Origin of the sequence: Rhodovulum sp. FJ3, assembly GCF_032918305.1 — a bacterium.
Classification (GTDB): domain Bacteria; phylum Pseudomonadota; class Alphaproteobacteria; order Rhodobacterales; family Rhodobacteraceae; genus SAT37.
The window spans coordinates 57,631-74,820 of record NZ_JAWJUU010000008.1 but is presented as its reverse complement, the minus strand read 5'-3'; the positions used below and the strand labels follow the sequence as shown (position 1 = coordinate 74,820).

Annotated in this window: 17 protein-coding genes; 2 read left to right on the top strand and 15 right to left on the bottom strand. The window is 60.0% G+C overall.

Going from position 1 to position 17,190, the window contains the following annotated elements; all coding sequences use genetic code 11:
• Nucleotides 1-180 precede the first annotated feature (180 nt).
• The 7 genes from R1W00_RS16860 to R1W00_RS16830 all read right to left on the bottom strand — a co-directional run bounded on the left by R1W00_RS16860 (nucleotide 181) and on the right by R1W00_RS16830 (nucleotide 7,828).
• Nucleotides 181-1,110 (bottom strand): hypothetical protein, encoded by a 930-nt coding sequence (locus tag R1W00_RS16860; protein WP_317263936.1) that lies wholly within the window; start codon nucleotides 1,108-1,110, stop codon nucleotides 181-183.
• A gap of 128 nt (nucleotides 1,111-1,238) precedes the next feature.
• Complete coding sequence (locus tag R1W00_RS16855) at nucleotides 1,239-2,507, bottom strand: amidohydrolase family protein (RefSeq protein ID WP_317263935.1); 1,269 nt, start codon at nucleotides 2,505-2,507, stop codon at nucleotides 1,239-1,241.
• Entirely contained in the window at nucleotides 2,507-3,451 is a 945-nt protein-coding gene (locus R1W00_RS16850; RefSeq protein WP_317263934.1) for an ABC transporter permease, read from the bottom strand. Before R1W00_RS16850 ends, R1W00_RS16855 begins: the two co-directional genes overlap by 1 nt.
• A gap of 1 nt (nucleotide 3,452) precedes the next feature.
• Entirely contained in the window at nucleotides 3,453-4,502 is a 1,050-nt protein-coding gene (locus R1W00_RS16845; RefSeq protein WP_317263933.1) for an ABC transporter permease, read from the bottom strand.
• Nucleotides 4,492-6,036 (bottom strand): ABC transporter ATP-binding protein, encoded by a 1,545-nt coding sequence (locus R1W00_RS16840; protein ID WP_317263932.1) that lies wholly within the window; start codon nucleotides 6,034-6,036, stop codon nucleotides 4,492-4,494. Before R1W00_RS16840 ends, R1W00_RS16845 begins: the two co-directional genes overlap by 11 nt.
• Nucleotides 6,037-7,053 (bottom strand): BMP family protein, encoded by a 1,017-nt coding sequence (locus tag R1W00_RS16835; protein ID WP_317263931.1) that lies wholly within the window; start codon nucleotides 7,051-7,053, stop codon nucleotides 6,037-6,039.
• Between the two features lie 337 nt (nucleotides 7,054-7,390).
• Nucleotides 7,391-7,828 carry a thioesterase family protein gene (locus R1W00_RS16830; protein WP_317263930.1) on the bottom strand — a complete coding sequence of 146 codons (438 nt, stop codon included), beginning with the start codon at nucleotides 7,826-7,828 and terminating at the stop codon, nucleotides 7,391-7,393.
• A 118-nt stretch (nucleotides 7,829-7,946) separates the two neighbouring features.
• Here R1W00_RS16830 and R1W00_RS16825 point away from each other — a divergent pair, with 118 nt between their 5' ends.
• On the top strand, nucleotides 7,947-8,498 hold the full coding sequence (locus R1W00_RS16825) for a permease (protein WP_317263929.1): 552 nt from the start codon (nucleotides 7,947-7,949) through the stop codon (nucleotides 8,496-8,498).
• A complete protein-coding gene (locus R1W00_RS16820; protein ID WP_317263928.1) occupies nucleotides 8,495-8,986 on the top strand; it encodes a hypothetical protein in 492 nt (163 codons plus the stop codon). The genes R1W00_RS16825 and R1W00_RS16820 overlap by 4 nt, the downstream gene beginning before the upstream one ends.
• Before the next feature lie 30 nt (nucleotides 8,987-9,016).
• On the opposite strand, the gene R1W00_RS16815 is transcribed toward R1W00_RS16820, so the two are convergent.
• The 8 genes from R1W00_RS16815 to R1W00_RS16780 all read right to left on the bottom strand — a co-directional run bounded on the left by R1W00_RS16815 (nucleotide 9,017) and on the right by R1W00_RS16780 (nucleotide 17,180).
• Nucleotides 9,017-10,489, bottom strand: a complete 1,473-nt coding sequence (locus R1W00_RS16815) for a mannitol dehydrogenase family protein (protein WP_410901573.1) — start codon at nucleotides 10,487-10,489, stop codon at nucleotides 9,017-9,019.
• A gap of 29 nt (nucleotides 10,490-10,518) precedes the next feature.
• On the bottom strand, nucleotides 10,519-11,289 hold the full coding sequence (locus tag R1W00_RS16810; protein ID WP_317263927.1) for an L-iditol 2-dehydrogenase: 771 nt from the start codon (nucleotides 11,287-11,289) through the stop codon (nucleotides 10,519-10,521).
• Nucleotides 11,289-12,293, bottom strand: a complete 1,005-nt coding sequence (locus R1W00_RS16805) for an ABC transporter ATP-binding protein (protein WP_317263926.1) — start codon at nucleotides 12,291-12,293, stop codon at nucleotides 11,289-11,291. Before R1W00_RS16805 ends, R1W00_RS16810 begins: the two co-directional genes overlap by 1 nt.
• Nucleotides 12,294-12,302: 9 nt before the next feature.
• The gene (locus R1W00_RS16800; RefSeq protein WP_317263925.1) at nucleotides 12,303-13,133 is read right to left on the bottom strand and encodes a carbohydrate ABC transporter permease; all 831 of its coding nucleotides are present in this window, start codon (nucleotides 13,131-13,133) and stop codon (nucleotides 12,303-12,305) included.
• A 14-nt stretch (nucleotides 13,134-13,147) separates the two neighbouring features.
• Nucleotides 13,148-14,014 (bottom strand): sugar ABC transporter permease, encoded by an 867-nt coding sequence (locus R1W00_RS16795; protein WP_317263924.1) that lies wholly within the window; start codon nucleotides 14,012-14,014, stop codon nucleotides 13,148-13,150.
• A gap of 113 nt (nucleotides 14,015-14,127) precedes the next feature.
• Complete coding sequence (locus tag R1W00_RS16790; RefSeq protein WP_410901572.1) at nucleotides 14,128-15,432, bottom strand: ABC transporter substrate-binding protein; 1,305 nt, start codon at nucleotides 15,430-15,432, stop codon at nucleotides 14,128-14,130.
• A 115-nt stretch (nucleotides 15,433-15,547) separates the two neighbouring features.
• Nucleotides 15,548-16,507, bottom strand: coding sequence for a sugar-binding transcriptional regulator (locus R1W00_RS16785; protein WP_317263923.1), 960 nt, complete (start codon nucleotides 16,505-16,507; stop codon nucleotides 15,548-15,550).
• Entirely contained in the window at nucleotides 16,497-17,180 is a 684-nt protein-coding gene (locus R1W00_RS16780) for an HAD family hydrolase (RefSeq protein WP_317263922.1), read from the bottom strand. The genes R1W00_RS16785 and R1W00_RS16780 overlap by 11 nt, the downstream gene beginning before the upstream one ends.
• Nucleotides 17,181-17,190 lie beyond the last annotated feature (10 nt).

The following is a 17,190-nucleotide window of genomic DNA, read 5'->3' as shown; positions in this document are numbered from 1 at the left end:
CGGTGAAGGGGTATCTACGGCCACAAACAAACACCCGCAACCCCTTTTTCATAAAAATATTAAAAAAGATGCAGGGGCCTGCCAAATCGCCTTATTTTCTTGGGTTTGCCATTGAAAGAAAAACGAAAAAGCCCGCCAGGCGGCGGGCTTGTCTAGGGATTTGGGGTGAATCACCCGGAATCATTCGGCAGCAATTGCCATTGCCTGACGCTTTTGCGCCCTTCTGAGGCGCTTGATGGCCATCATAAAGGGCAAGGTGTCCTCTCGCAGGGCCCCAGAGAGCGACTCGGGTAGATCAGAGATCACCGTTTCCAGCATATCCTTGCAGGCCGGTTCCGCGCGGAACACCGCAGGGATATGGTAATGCGCAATCGACATCGGAGCCTGCACAGGGAATTCGCGGCGGTAGAGCGAGAAGTTGAACCGCTGCTCCGCTACATGCATGTCCAGTCCCGTGCGGGCAATGGCCACCGGCAGGGCGATCTGGTCCAGCCACGGGCGCTTGTTCTCGATCGCGTCGCAGCGATCGATCTCAATCGCGGTGTCCAGCCATGTTTGGCCAAAGCGCGTCCCCTCATCCAACCACGACACGAAACCGGCGTTAAAGTACGGCAGGGTCGAACGCCGCTTGCCACGGCACATGCGGACGCGGGTTGTGGGCACCGGAAGGCCAAACAGGTCATAAGCCGGTTGCCAGTCCACATCATCACGGCCCCATGTCGGGATGCCTTCGGGGACGACGGACACGTGGCCGGTATGTGCGATCTCACCCAGCCAAAGGTCGGACACGTCCGAGAGCATCACCATATCGGTATCAAGGTAAACCGTATGATCCTCGGGACGCAGTGCGGCACAGGCCAATAGTTTGTTGCCGTGGGGATAGGGCTCTTGCCACAGGTCCCGCCCGTCTGGGATCGGGGCGATGGTGACGTCATGATGCGCCATCACCTCATGGAACAACGGGCCGAACTCGGCCATCTTGGGTTCGGGACAATATGCATAGATACCGACCGACCTGCCATGGATGTGGCGGATCGATCCGGCAAGGATCATGGCCGGCACCTCAAAACGAGGACCGTCCGCGACCATAATGAACGCGACGCGGGACATTGGACTGCTGCCTCAGATTTTTTATCTTTTATTAACCAGCAGTGTCCGCAGAACGGGCCGTTCGCGCAAGCGCACCTTTCAATGCGCGCCTGATCCGTCAAAAGCCGTGATAGCGATGCAACAAGTGCCTAGTGGCGGCGCGCGACCGTGCGGGGGCGTCCGGACAGGGACATCTCGGCATCCGCGCGGGGGGTTCGGGCGATCACATTGCCCTTGGACACCACGGCCAGACGGGTTGCGCGCAGGCGTAAGGCCTCGACCGGATTGGCGGCATCAAGGATCACGAGCGAGGCCAGCTTGCCCTTTTCCAGACCATAGTCCGTCAGGCCCATGATCGCCGCGTTGGTTTCGGTGACCATCGTGAAACAGCGCGCCATTTCCTGCGGGTGGGTCATCTGCGCGACGTGTAGGCCCATAAACGCCACATCCAACATGTCCGCCGTGCCCAGCGAATACCACGGGTCCAGCACACAGTCCTGCCCCCAGCCGACGGGAATGCCCATCGCCTGCATCTCTTTGACCCGCGTCAGGCCACGGCGTTTGGGGAATGTGTCGTGCCGCCCCTGCAGGACAATATTGATCAACGGGTTCGGGATCGCGGAAATCCCAGCCTCGGCAATCAGGGGTAGCAGTTTAGACACATAATAGTTGTCCATCGAATGCATGGACGTCAGGTGGGACCCCGCCACCCGCCCCTGCAGACCAAGGCGCGTGGTTTCATAGGCCAGCGTTTCGATGTGGCGTGAATGGGGATCGTCGGTTTCATCGCAATGCATATCGACGGGCAACCCACGCTCGGCCGCGATTTCGCACAGGTCCCGCACGGATGCGGCCCCGTCGGCCATGGTCCGTTCGAAATGGGGAATGCCGCCCACCACATCCACGCCCATATCCAGCGCGCGGATCACATTCGCCCGCCCGTTCGCCGCGCGATAGAGGCCATCCTGCGGAAAGGCGACCAGTTGCAGGTCGATATAGGGGCGCACCTTTTCGCGCACCTCAATCATCGCGCGCACGGTGTTCAGGTGACCGGGCGTCGTATCCACGTGGGACCGGATCGCCAGCAACCCCATCGACGCCGCCCAATCACAATAGCGCAAGGCACGTTCGACCATCTCATCCACGGTCGCCAGATCGCGCAGTTCCCCCCAGAGGTCGATCCCTTCGAGCAGCGTGCCCGACGCGTTCACCCGCGGCGTGCCATAGGACAAGGTCGCATCCATATGGAAATGCGGATCGACAAACGGCGGGCTAACCAGATCGCCGGTGGCGTCGATTTCCTGCGCCGCGGCTCCATCGATACGCGGCGCGATGTCCGCAATCCGGTCGCCCGCAATCGCGATATCGCACACCCGCCCATCAGGCAGCGTGCCGCCGCGAATAATGAGGTCCAGCATCACCGCTCTCCTTTGTTAAAGGGCACCATCAGGGCCGCAGGCACATCCGCGCGCCGCGACATGACGATCAGCGCCAGAATAGACAGAATATAAGGCATCATCAAAAAGAACTGATAAGGCAGGATCGCGCCCATCGGCGTCTGTTGCAGGCGGATTTGAAACGCGTCAAAGGCCGCGAACAACAGCGCGCCCAGAACCGCCTTGCCCGGACGCCACGCGCCAAACACGACCAGCGCGATGCAAATCCAGCCCCGACCGTTCACCATCTCGAAAAAGAAACTGTCAAACGCCGACAGGGTCAGGAACGCCCCGCCAATCGCCATCAACCCGCTGCCCACGATCACCGCGCCCATGCGGATGGCGGTGACGGACAGGCCTTGGGTCGCGACGGCCTCGGGGCGTTCACCGGCGGCGCGCACGGCCAAGCCCAAGGGCGTGCGATAAAGAACATAGGCCATCACAGCCGCCAGCAAGAACGCCAGATAGGTCAGCGCGGTTTGCGAAAACAGCGCCGCCCCAAGGAACGGAATGTCGGACAGAACCGGAATATCCAGCGGCTGAAACGCGGTGATTTTAGGCGGCGAGGACACCTCGGGCAGGATCACGCGATACATATAGAATGTCAGAGAGGTCGCCAGCAGGGTCATCCCGATCCCGACCACATGCTGGGACAGACCAAAGGGCACGGACAAGACCGAATGTATCCCGCCCAGAATCGCGCCCACCAGAAACGCCACCGCAACACCGCCCCACAGAGGCAGGCCCGCCCAAACCGCGATCCAACCGGCAAAGGCGCCCGCGACCATGATCCCCTCAATCCCGAGGTTCAGAACACCGGCGCGTTCGCACAGCAGCTCGCCCAATGTCGCAAAGATCAACGGCGACGCGATCCGCACCGTGGCGGCCCAAAAGGCGGCGGAAAACAGGATGTCGAGAATATCCATATCAATCCCTCCGCACGCGGAATTTGGTCAGCAGGATCGCCAGCACCATAAACAACAGGGCCGAGGCCAGCATGATATCGGCAATATAGGACGGCACGCCGATGGCGCGGCTCATACTATCGGCACCGACGAAAATCGCGGCGACAAAGAACGCGGCGACCACCACTCCCAATGGATGCAGCAAGGCCAACATCGCCACAACGATCCCCGTGTAGCCAAAGCCGGGGCTAAGATCCAAGGTCAGCGATCCCTTAAGCCCCGACACCTCGGAAAATCCTGCCAGTGCCGCCAAACCGCCGGAAATCACCGCCGTTTTGATCATAACGGATGTCACCGGAATGCCCGCGAACCGCGCGGCGTCGCGATTCTGACCGACCGCGCGCATCTCAAACCCCAAGGTCGATTTCGCGTCCATCACCCAGATCACCAGCGCGGCAATCAAGGCAACGCCAAACCCCCAATGCAAACGAACGCCGTCAAAAATGCGCGGCAAACGTCCCTCGGGCAGCATCCGCGCCGATTTCGGCCACCCCATGCCCATCGGGTCCTTTAGCGGCCCCTCAAGCAGAAAGGACACCAACAACAGAAAGATAAAGTTGAAGAGCAAGGTCGTCACAACCTCATCCACGCCCAAACGGGTTTTCAGAATCACCGGCCCCAGCAGGATCAGCGCCCCCGCAATAAACGCCGCCACCGCCAACACGGGCAGCATCACAAACGACGGGGCCGATAGTGCGCCGGTCCCAAGGATGACGGTGATGACTGCACCCGCATAGAGCTGGGCCTCGGCCCCGATGTTCCAGAGCTTGGCGCGAAAGGCGACCGCGACGGCAAGGCCCGTAAAAATCAACGGCGTCGCGCGGTTCAGCGTCTCAAGCAGGGCGAATTTCGACCCGACTGCGCCGATCACGATCTGACGCAGCACATCGCCGGGAGCGCGCCCCGCGATCATGACCAAAACCGATGTCACAACCAATGTCGCGACCAAGGCCAAGACCGGCGGCACGATCCGGCGCGCAGGTGTTGGGGCGGAAATCGGTTCAAGACGCATGCGGCACCTCACCCTCAAACCCATTGCCAGCCATCCAATGGCCCAAAACGGCGGGGGTCGCGTCATCGCGCGGGATCGGGGGGCTTAGGCGACCATCACTGATCACATGAACCACATCGGACAGTTTTCGCACCTCATCCAGATCCTCGGAAATCAACAAAACCGCCGCGCCATTCTCCGCCGCCTCGACCAAGCGGCGGTGCACATAAGTGACCGCGCCAATGTCCAGACCGCGCACCGGCTGGTTGGCCAGAATGATCTGCGGCGATTGCTCTAGGACGCGGCCAAGGATCAGCTTCTGCATATTCCCGCCCGATAGCAGACGGATACGGCTATCCACCCCTGACGTGCGCACATCATAGGTTTCGCGCAAGGTTTCGGCATGCGCACGCGCCCCGCGCCAGTCGATCCAGCCGCGGCGGGAAAACTGATCACGATAGGTTTCCAGAACCGCGTTTTCCGTCAGGTCGAAATCGGCGATCGTGCCGGTCTTGTGTCGGTCCTCGGGGATGCGACCGATCCCGTGGGACAGGGCGATGCGCGGGGACCATTCGGTGATCCCCTGCCCCGCGATGTCGATGTCGCCACCGCTTGGCGCCATCAGGCCGGAGATCACATCGGACAGGGCCGCCTGTCCGTTGCCCGACACACCGGCAAGGCCAACGATCTGTCCCGCGTGCAGGGTCAGGGAAACGTTGCTCAACCCGAACCGCGTGCCCGTGCTGGGTGTTGATACATTGCGCAGGGACAGACGCGGCGCACCGATTGCGCGGGGGGTATATTCGTGCCGGTCAACCGCCGTCCCCACCATAAGCGAGACCAGCTCATCCGGATTGGTTTCCGCCCGCGTGCGCGTCGCCACCAACCGCCCGTGACGCAGAACGGCAATCCGGTCAGCCAGCGCCATAACCTCATGTAATTTATGTGAAATAAAGATGATCGACAGGCCCATCTCAACCGCCTGTCGTAGGGTCGCAAACAGATCCTGCGCCTCTTGCGGGGTCAAAACGGCGGTCGGTTCGTCAAGGATCAGAACCCGCGCATCCCGATAGAGCGCCTTTAGGATTTCGACCCGTTGTTGTTCGCCCACCGACAGGGTGCTGACCCGCGCATCGGGGTCCACATCCAGACGGAACCGCGCCGACAGATCACGGATTTTCGCCCTGACTTGGCCTGAGCGCAGCACAAACGACCCGATCCCCTGTGTCCCAAGGGCAATATTTTCCCAGACGCTTAGGTTTGCGGCCAGCGTAAAGTGCTGATGCACCATGCCGACCCCCGCGCGCAGGGCCGCGCCCGGCTTGCCCGGCGGCAAGGTTTCCCCGAACACGGAAACAGACCCCGTATCGGCGGTGTATTGGCCGAACAGAATGTTCATCAGGGTGGTTTTCCCTGCCCCGTTTTCACCGAGCAGGGCCAGAACCTCACCTTGGTTCAGGTCGAAACTGACGTCATCATTGGCCAGAACCGACCCGAACCGTTTGGTTATATTGGCAAGGCAGAGCGCCGGCGGCGCCTGAACAGTCGTGGCCATTTAGGACGATTTGGGTTCTTCGTCGTTGATCTCGACCGTGAAAGAACCGTCCTTGATCGCCGCCATGCGTTCGTTCACGAGGTCCAGCGCAGCTTGGGGGATTTTGCCCTCAAACGTGCCATAGGGGGCCAGAGAACAGCCGCCTTCCTTCATGAACGAATAGGTCCCGTAATCAGCCGCCGTAAAGGTGCCCGCCTTGACCGCCGCGATGGCCGCATCCAGCGTCGGTTCGAAATGCCAGATCGCCGAGGCGACCACAGTGTCGGGGTAATCGGGTTGGGTGTCGATCACGTTGCCGACTGCCAGAATGCCCTTTTCCTTGGCCGCGTCCGACACGCCAAAGCGTTCCGCATACAGCATATCTGCGCCGTTCTCGATCATGGCGAACGCGGTTTCTTTGGCCTTGGGCGGATCAAACCACGAGCCGATGAACGACACCTGCACCGTCAGATCGGGATTCATTTCCTTGGCCCCTGCGATAAAGGCATGCATCAGGCGGTTCACCTCGGGGATCGGGAAACCACCGACCATGCCGATGTTTCCGGTTTCGGACATGGCGCCCGCGATGATGCCCAACAGGTACGATGCGTCCTGAATATAGTTGTCAAACACCGACAGGTTGGGCAGCGCGGAGTCCTCTTTGAAGGACGAGCCCATCAAGAACGCCACGTTCGGGTAATCGGCGACGACTTCGCGCGCCTCGGCCTCGGCACCAAAAATCTCCCCGACGATCAGGTCATAGCCCATTTCCGCATATTCCCGCATGACGCGCGGATAATCGGTGTTGGCCGTGTTTTCCGAATAGACATAGGCGATGTCGCCACGGTCCTGCGCCGCCAGAGCGGCGATGTGAATACGGCTAACCCATTGTTGTTCAACAGGAACGGTATAGATGCCCGCAACCTTCAGCGGCTCTGCGGCCAATGCGCGACCGGCCTTGCCCAGCGTGCCAATCGCAACAGCACCTGCCGCCGTGGTGGTCAGGAAACTGCGTCGTGAAAACGTGTGTCGTGTCATAAATAAAACTCCCCATGCGGCCCACCGGAACGTAACTGGACCGATTGGTCAAAAGATTACACGATCCGCGCGCGGTGCAATGGTTTCATGTGCCGCGCCGCCCATTTTCCCGCCACGCCGCAGATTTTGCATATTTTTTAAGCAGGTTCTTCGTGCGAGGCTAGAGTTCGTAAAAATCGGCAAAAGTTGCACTATTCGAACATGGTCTAAGACAGAGGCGCATCCGCTCCTGCGAGGTGCGAACCACCGTCATGCTTGAAAATTGAAATCAATTTCGCAATTTTCAGCAAAATTTGAACTATATGTTCGAATAGTGATACTTATGGAAACCCGGCGCCTATCCCTGCAACGCAGACATGGCCTCGCGTAAACTATCACTAATCGGAACCGGGCGGCGTGTGTGGCGGTCTACATAGACGTGGACAAAGAACCCGTCCGCCGCGGCAACCTGCTGATCATCCGCGAACAGTCCAATGGCATAGCGCACCGAACTACGGCCAAGATGTTCGACCCGCAAACCGACAGAAATGACCGACGGGAACAGAATCTCACCGTGATACCGGCATCCCGTTTCGGCGACCAAACCGATGGCGTCACTCTGTGCGGGATCAAACAGACCGGTCTCGATCAACCACTGATTTACCGCCGTATCAAAAAGCTGATAATGAACGGCGTTATTGATGTGCCCGTAGCTGTCCGTGTCATTCCAACGCGTTGAAATCGGGTAGAACTGTTTGAACTGATCACGGGTCGGGGGCGCGGGACGCTCGGACATATGGGGGCCTATTTGCCTGTTACGATTGCAATCATGCGACGGGACCACGCGCCGCGCAATGGCGGGGTGGCGGGCGTCGTATTTCCGTTGCGTCGCCATAGGGTTAGACGGGGTGGACATGGCATCTAAAAAGCCCCTGCCCGGTTCGACGACGCCGAAAAAGCTGATCGATGGCAGTTTGATTTTCATCACCCTTGTCGCGGTTGTCGCGGGCATTGCGGTCTATATCACCCATGGTGCGGGCGCGTTTTGGGACGTGGTGGCACGCGAAACCCTGTTTACGGGCGCGTTGGTGCCCAAGATCGTGGCAGGCGTCATCATGGCCTCGGCCCTACCGTTTCTTGTGTCGAAGGAACGGATTCAGGCCCTTGTCGGCCCCGAAAGCGGAATGCGCGGGTTGATTATCGCGACTTTGGCGGGCGCGATTGTCCCCGGCGGGCCAAGTGTCACCTATCCCCTGACCGTCAGCCTGCTGGCCGCCGGTGCCGATCTGGGCGCGGGGATCGCGTTGGTATCGGGCTGGGTTCTGTTGGGGTTGAACCGCACCTTGATCTGGGAATTCTCGTTCCTGCCCGCCGATTTTGTTTTGTTGCGGGTGGCGTTATCCCTGCCGGTTCCGATCCTTTTGGGGTGGGCCACGCGGAAACTGTATCAGGGGCGGGATGTATGAATATTCTCATCGGAACCGCCGTTTTATGGGGTTTGGCCCTGTGGATGCTCAGGAAAATGCAAGGGCAGGACGCCGAGGACCGCACCGCGATGTGGGCACGATCCAAGGCGACGGTGATCTTTATGTTGCCCCGCATCTTTGTCGGCTTGCTCGGCGCGGGGTTTTTGGCGGTTCTCTTGCCCGTTGATCAGATTGAGCGGAACTTCGGCACGGAATCGGGCCTTATGGGGATCACATTGGCGACGATTTTCGGCCTGATCACGCCCGGCGGCCCATTCGTGGCCTATGCGATTGGCGCGGCGGCGATGAAGGCGGGCGCGACATTGGCCCCGCTGATGGCCTATGTGACGGCGTGGTCTATTGTGAACCTGAACCGGTCGATTGCCTATGAATTGCCGCTGATGGGGCGGCATTTCCTGTTGCTGCGCACGATCCTGTCGGTGCCGGTTCCGATGGTTCTGGGCCTGTTGGTCTGGGCGTTTCAATGAAAACGCCGCCCCAAGGGGCGGCGCGTTCGATCAGCTATCCAGATAGGTTTGCAGCGCCGCCTTGGTGCCGTTTTCCCATATATAATTCAGCCACTTGGTGAATTCCGCCACGACCAGTGCGTTGTCGGCCAAACCGCCATACACTTCATCCATCCGCAGCCATTCCGCCGGATTTTCCCGTGCGCGCCCCGCACGGTCGACCAGCGCATCCCAGTTGGGATCGTTCGGCGCGATCTCGGCCCCCGTATCATCGGTGCCAAAGCAATAGCGGCACCACAGCGCCGACAGCAGGATCAAACCGGTCGGCATCGTGCCGCGCGACAGGTTATCAAGGATCGTCGGCACGATGAACTTGGGCTGACGGTTGGACCCGTCCAGACACAGGCGGCGGATCGTATCCGCGACATCGGGGTTCGAGAACCGCTCAATAATCAGGTTCAGATAAGCCCCCAGATCGGTGTCCGGCACGGGCGGAACGATCGGCACGACCTCGGTCTGTTCGACCTTGGCCAGAAACGCCCCGATCAACGGATCCTGCATCGCCTCATGCACGTATTCGATGCCCATCAGACCGCCGGGATAGGCGATGACCGCGTGCCCGCCGTTCAAAATGCGGATTTTCATCAGCTCAAACGCCTCAACCTGATCGGTAAAGGTGACACCGACGTTTTCCAGCGCGGGGCGGCCGGTCGGGAACTTGTCCTCGATCACCCACTGACGAAAGGGTTCGCAGGTCACTGGCGCCTTATCATCGACACCGAATTCAGTGGCCGCCATCTCGATCTCACGCGGGCCAGTGGCGGGGGTGATGCGGTCAACCATGCCGTTCGGAAAAGCCACATTATCCTTGATCCATTGGGCGAATGCCGGATCGGACAGCCCCGCCAGACCGGCCAGCGTGTTTTCCGCGACATGGCCGTTTCCGGGCAGGTTATCGCAAGACATCACGGTGAACGGGTCCACACCGGCGGCAATCCGGTTGCGCAGCGCCTTGATCATCGCGCCGAACACGGTTTTGGGCGCATCGGGCGTGGACGCATCGGCCACCATATCGGCATGAGCGGCGTCAAACGCGCCCTCAGGGTCCAGATAATAGCCGCCCTCGGTCACGGTCAGGGACACAATGCGGATTTCGGGGCGCGACATGGCCGCGATCAGGTCGGCGTTGTCATCCGTCACGGGAACAAAGTCGATCATCGCGCCCGTCACGGAGGCACGGTGCCCGCCGGGGGCCAGTTCAATCACCGTGCTGAGGCAATCCTGTTCCTTGAGTTTGAGGCGCATCGCCTCATCCCCTGCGCGTACGCCCGCGCCGATCAGGGCCCAATCCATGCTTTGGCCCATTTGGAACAGGTCGTTCAGATAGACCGCCTGATGCGCGCGGTGAAAGTTGCCGATCCCGACATGCAAGATACCGGGCGACAGGTCCGCGCGGTCATAGGCCGGCGTCGCGATGTTGGTCAGGTCTGGCAGTGTGGCCAATGACAGAGGTTTGGTTGTCATAGCGTCTGACTTTCGGTTGGGGATCATTCTTAGCTCATCCAGTTGCCGCCATCGACGTTGTACGTCTGGGCGACGATGTATTCGGCGTCATCCGAGGCAAGGAACACGGCCATGCCGGTCAGATCCTCAGCCCGGCCCATGCGGCCATAGGGGACGGCGGCGCCAACTTGTTCTTTCTTTTGGCCGGGTTTCAGGCCCTCGTGCTTGGCAAACAGGGCGTCCACCCCGTCCCAATGTTCGCCATCCACCACACCGGGCGCGATGGCGTTCACGTTGATGCCGTGTTCGATCAGGTTCAGACCCGCCGATTGGGTCATGCTGATCACGGCGGCCTTGGTCGCGCAGTAGACGGCGACAAGCGCCTCGCCACGGCGACCGGCCTGACTGGCCATGTTGATGATTTTGCCGCCCTTGCCTTGGGCGATCATCTGTTTCGCGGCGGCCTGCATCATGAACAGGGTGCCCGCCACGTTGACCGAAAACAGCCGGTCATAGCTGTCGCGGGTGATCTCGGTGATCGGGGCCAGATCGAACAGAGCGGCGTTGTTGATCACGATATCCAGTGACCCGCGCGCCGCGACAACCGCCGCGACCGCCTTGTCGATCGAACCCTGATCGCGCACGTCCAGATGCACCGCATAGGCGCCATCGCCAAGTTCCAGCGCGGCCGCCTTGGCGACCTCCAGATTGATGTCGGCAATGGCGACGGTCGCACCCTCGGCCAGATAGGCCTTGGCAAAGGCCTTACCGATGCCGCGACCGGCACCGGTGATCAGGGCGTTTTTCCCCGCAAGACGCATCAGGCGATCCTCAGATCATTCGCGTCAAAGCGGTGGATCTTGCTCTCGTCCGGGGTCAGGAACACGGTGTCGCCGTGATGGACCGGCAGTTCGCCATCCACACGCACGGTGATCGGTTCCGATGCGCCCTCAAGCGTAACGTGCAGGAAAGTGTCCGAGCCAAGGTGCTCCGACACGCCAACCACGCCTTTCCACAGACCGTCCGTGGTCGAGGTGGTGATGTGCTCGGGCCGAATACCGATGGTTGCGGCGTCGTGTTTCGCGGCCTCGGCACCGGTCATAAAGTTCATCTTGGGCGAGCCGATAAAGCCCGCAACGAACTTGTTGCGCGGCGTATGGTAGAGTTCCAGCGGCGAACCGACCTGTTCAATCACACCACTTTGCAGAACCACGATTTTGTCGGCCATGGTCATGGCTTCGACCTGATCGTGGGTCACGTAGATCATCGTGGTCTTCAGGTTCTGGTGCAGTTCGCTGATCTCGAGGCGCATGTTCACACGCAGCGCGGCGTCGAGGTTCGACAGAGGTTCGTCAAACAGGAACGCGGCGGGTTCGCGGACAATCGCGCGGCCAATCGCGACGCGCTGACGCTGACCACCGGACAATTGCCCCGGACGACGGTCCAGATAATCGGTCAGGTTCAGAACCGATGCGGCGGCTGTGACGCGGCGATCCTGTTCGGCCTTGTCCATCTTCGCCATCCGCAGCGGGAACGCGATGTTCTTGCGCACCGACATATGCGGATAAAGGGCGTAGGACTGAAACACCATCGCCAGACGGCGTTTCGCGGGCGGCAATGCCGTTGCATCCGCACCATCGATGTCGATCACACCCGAGGTCACGTCCTCAAGCCCCGCAATCAGACGCAGCAGCGTGGATTTACCACAGCCCGACGGGCCGACGAACACGACGAACTCACCGTCTTTGATCTCAAGGTCCAGCGGCGGGATAACCTGTACGTCGCCAAAGCTTTTGGTGATTTGTTTAAGAGAAATCTGTCCCATTATTCTTCCTCACTTCACCGCGCCAAACGTCAGGCCACGGACAAGTTGTTTCTGGCTGAACCATCCAAGGATCAGGATCGGAGCAATCGCCATCGTCGAGGCCGCGCTAAGCTTGGCGTAGAACAGGCCCTCGGGGCTGGAGTAGCTGGCAATAAAGGCGGTCAGCGGGGCCGCTTTGGCGGCGGTCAGGTTCAGGGTCCAGAACGCTTCGTTCCAGGCCAGGATGACGTTCAACAATAGGGTCGATGCGATCCCCGGCACCGCCATGGGTGTCAGGATATAGATGATCTCTTCCTTCAGGGTGGCGCCGTCCATGCGGGCCGCCTCAAGGATCTCACCGGGGATTTCCTTGAAATAGGTATAGAGCATCCACACGATGATCGGCAGGTTGATCAGCATCAGAACCACGACCAGACCCATGCGGCTATCCAACAGACCCATTTTGATGAACAACAGGTAGATCGGATACAAAACACCAACCGCAGGCAGCATCTTGGTCGACAGCATCCACATCAGGATGTCCTTGGTCCGCTTGGACGGCACAAAGGCCATGGACCACGCCGCCGGAACCGCAACCACGATCCCCAATGCGGTTGAGCCCAGCGCGATGATGATCGAGTTGACCAGATAGCGCATATAGTCCGAGCGTTCCTGAACGATGGCATAGTTTTCCAGCGTCCAGTCAAAGAACAGAAAGATGGGCGGGTCTGCGATGGCCTGACCCTCGGTTTTAAAGCTGGTCAGGATGGTCCACAGGATCGGGAAAAAGATCAGCAGACCGATGGCCCAAGCAAGGGCAGTGTTGATCGCCTTGCGGCGGGTGGTAACAGCGCGTGCCATTCTCGGTGCCCTCCTCAGTTGTCCAGATTTTTGCCAACGATGCGCATCAGGAAGATCGCAATGATGTTGGCAAGGATGATGGCATAGACGCCGCCCGCAGAGCCGAGGCCGATGTTCTGGCTCTCCAGCACGCGCTGGAAGATCAGATAGCTGAGGGTCTTGGTGCCGAATGCGCCACCGGTGGTGACAAAGATTTCCGCGAACACCGCCAACAGGAAAATCGTCTGGATCAGGATCACGACGGTGATGGCGCGGCTCATATGCGGCAGGATGATGTACCAGAACCGTTTCAGGGGCGGCGCGCCGTCCATTTCAGACGCCTCAAGCTGTTCCCCGTCCAACGACTGAATCGCGGTCAACAGGATCAGCGTCGCAAAGGGCAGCCACTGCCAGCTAACGATCATGATGATCGACGGCAGGGATGCCTGAGACATCCATTGCACGGGCTCGGCCCCGAAGAATTTCCAAAGATGCGCGAACAGACCGTTGATCGGATCCATGAACATGTTCTTCCAGACCAGCGCGGACACGGTCGGCATGACAAAGAACGGCGCGATCACCAGAATGCGCACAATCCCCTGCCCCCACATCGGGCGATCCAGAAGCAGCGCAAGCAACACCCCAAGCGTCACCGTGATGACCAGAACGCCCCCCACAATGATCAGCGTGGCATAAATGCTGGGCCAAAAAGAGCTGCTGGTGACAAAGCGGACATAGTTGTCAAAGCCAACCCATCCCAGATCGCCACCACGCAACGGCAGATATTTTTTAAACGAAAAGTACAAAGTCATCGTCAGCGGAACCAGCATCCACCCAAGGAGCAGAATGACGGCCGGTGCCATCATCAGGCGGGCAGCTGAACGAGAATGTTGGGTTGCCATAGGTGCACTTCCTCTGTTGGCGGCACGGGGCCACCTTGTTCTATGTCTTTTGTGCAGCGACGGGATGAAAAACGGGGGGCAACCCGTGGGTCGCCCCCCGTCGAGAGGAACGCTTAGCGGTAGCCAGCGGCTTCCATTGCGTCGTTGGTCAGGGCCTGTGCCTTGGCCAGTGCTTCTTCAACGGTCTGCTGACCGGCGTAAACGGCCGAGAACTCTTGGCTGACTTCGGTTGCGATACCGGCGAACTCGGGGATCGCGGCGAACTGAACGCCAACATAGGGCGAGGGTTCAACGGTCGAGTTGTTCGGATCAGCCGACAGGATCGAGTCCAGCGTCATCTGGGCGAACGGTACGTCCATGTAGTTCGGGTTTTCGTACAGCGACGTACGTGCACCCGGGGGAACGTTTGCCCAACCTTCGTTTTCAGCTACCAGTTCGATGTAGTCTTTGGACGTTGCCCATTCGATGAACTGTTTTGCAGCTGCTTCCTGCTGGGTACCAGCGGGGATCGCCAGTGCCCACGCCCACAGCCAGTTCGAGCGCTTACCCAGACCGGTGTCGGGTGCCAGAGCAAAACCAACGCTATCGGCGACGGTCGACTCTTTGGGGTTGGTCACGAACGATGCAGCCACGGTCGCATCGATCCACATGCCGCATTTGCCCTGTTGGAACAGCGACAGGTTCTCGTTGAACCCGTTGGTTGCGAAACCGGCGGGGCCGCTTTCGTTCATCATGCCGACGTAGAAGTTCAGGGTGTTGGCCCATGCTTCGGTGTCGAACTGGGCGTTCCAGTCCATGTCGAACCAGCGTGCGCCGAACGAGTTGGACATCGCGGTGATGAATGCACCACCTTCGCCCCAACCGGCCTTGCCGCGCAGGCAGATGCCGTTGATGTCGGCGTCACGGTCGGTCATGGCCGCAGCCGCTTCGCGGACGAATTCCCACGTGGGGGCGGCGGGCATTTCCAGACCAGCCTTTTCCATCAGGTCGGTGCGATACATGATCATCGAGCTTTCGCCGTAGAACGGTGCCGCATAGAGGGTGCCGTCGTGGCTCAGGCCGCCTGCCATTGCGGGCAGGATGTCGTCGACGTCATATTCAGCCGACAGATCGTCCAGCGGCACCAGCCAGCCATTCGCACCCCAGATCGGGGTTTCGTACATGCCGATGGTCATGATGTCGAAGGCGCCGCCTTTGGTCGAGATGTCGGTCGTGACACGCTGACGCAGAACGTTTTCCTCCAGCGTGACCCACTCAACGTCGATACCGGTCTTGGCGGTGAACTGGTCCGTATAGCCCTGCATACGGATCATGTCGCCGTTGTTGACGGTCGCGATGGTGATGGTCTCGGCCGAAGCAGCCGTTGCCAATGCGCCAAGTGCACAAGCGCCCATCAGGACGCGGATAGAAGTTTTCATTATTTCCTCCCAAGGATGCTACGTGAGCATTTACCCATTTAGTGAGCATATGCTCACATCAGGACGAAAAGATGTCAACCTCTTTCACCGTGAAACGGCAATTCGGTTGTCAGTTTTACTGTAAAATAAAGCGCGCGGTGTGCTCGTCGGTGACTAAGCCATTGATCAAACGGCCCTTCAACGCGGCCTTGATCGCGGGGTACTTTGCACGGCCACCAGCCACACCAATGACCATCCCGTCGGGGTTTGCCCCCGCCCGTAGACCACCGATTCGCCGATTGTGCATTGAATCGATATAGGCCCCATTCTCGTCATAGACCCAGCTTGCGATCTCGCCGACCGCGCCTGCGGCCTCAAGCTCATTTCGGGCCTCGGGGTCGACGAACCCGTCCACCATCATCGGTGCTGTCACGTCCATCTGGCCTACGCCGACAAAGGTGACATCGGCATGCGCGGCCAGTTGTTCGACCACCTGCACCTGTTTCAGGCCGTAGAACAGGTCACGCGCGTGATCGGATTCCACGAACACCGGCAAGGGCATCGGGTAATAGGGCGCGCCGACCTTATCGGCGATACGCATGATCACGTCATAGTTCGACGCGGTCCCGTCGGGCGAGATATTCCCGATCAGCGACACCAGTTGATGGTGCTTGCCATCCATCGTGCGCATCTCATCCGCCATGGCGCGCAGGGCCCGACCGGTGCCCACCGCGATGGTCTGTTTTTCCGCGCAATCCATGACCTTTTCGACCACAGACGCGGCCAGCGGCGCAATCGCATGGGCCGGATCGACACCCGCCCCTGCACTGGGCGCGACGCGGGCAAGTTGCAGATCGAACCGCTGCATCAACGCGCGTTCAAGCTCCATGCACTCTGCAATCGGGTGATCGACACGTACATGGATCAAGCCCTCGGACATGGCGCGACTGACCAGACGTTGCGCCCGTTGACGCGACACGCCCAGTTCGGTCGCGATCTGATCCTGTGTCATTCCGCCAACGTAATACATCCACCCCGCGCGGGCGGCTTGATCCAGCGGCGTGCGCTCGGTCTCGCTGCGGCCATTAGGTTGCATTGCAATCCTCCATCCGCTGAAGCCCCGGGAAGGTCGCGAAGAACTGGTCGAAATCGGTGATGCGGTGATGTGCGCGGGCGTCATCGGGGTCCGGTCCGACCTTACCGGCCAGATGGCTACCTCCGACATAACGACACACGGTCATGCCCGCCGCAAGACCCGCGCGAACACCGTTCAAACTGTCCTCAATCACCAGACACCGCTCGGGCGCGACGCCCATTTGCGCGGCGGTAAACAGGAACAGATCGGGCGCGGGTTTGCCCGCGCTGACCTGTGACGCGGTGAATACCCGATCCCCGAACAGACCCGCCAGACCCACGCATTTAAGCGAGGTCGCGACGCGCTCAGGGCTGCTGCTTGTGGCGACACAGGTGGGCGCGCCGACACGCGAAATAACGTCCCGCACGCCCTTGCACTCGGTCAGTTCGGCGGCAAACGCGGCCAACAGGCGGGCACGGTATTCGGCCTCAAACGTGTCAGGCAGGTTGATGCCAAACTCGGTCCGGATCTGTTTCAGAACGATGGGATAGCTGCGCCCAAGGAAATGCCGCGCGACATAGTCCAGATCGATGTCCACGTCATGCAACGCCAGTTCGGCGATCAACATGCGGGCCGAAATCAGCTCGCTATCAATCAGCACCCCGTCGCAATCAAAGATCACCAGATCGAACATGTCTCCACCC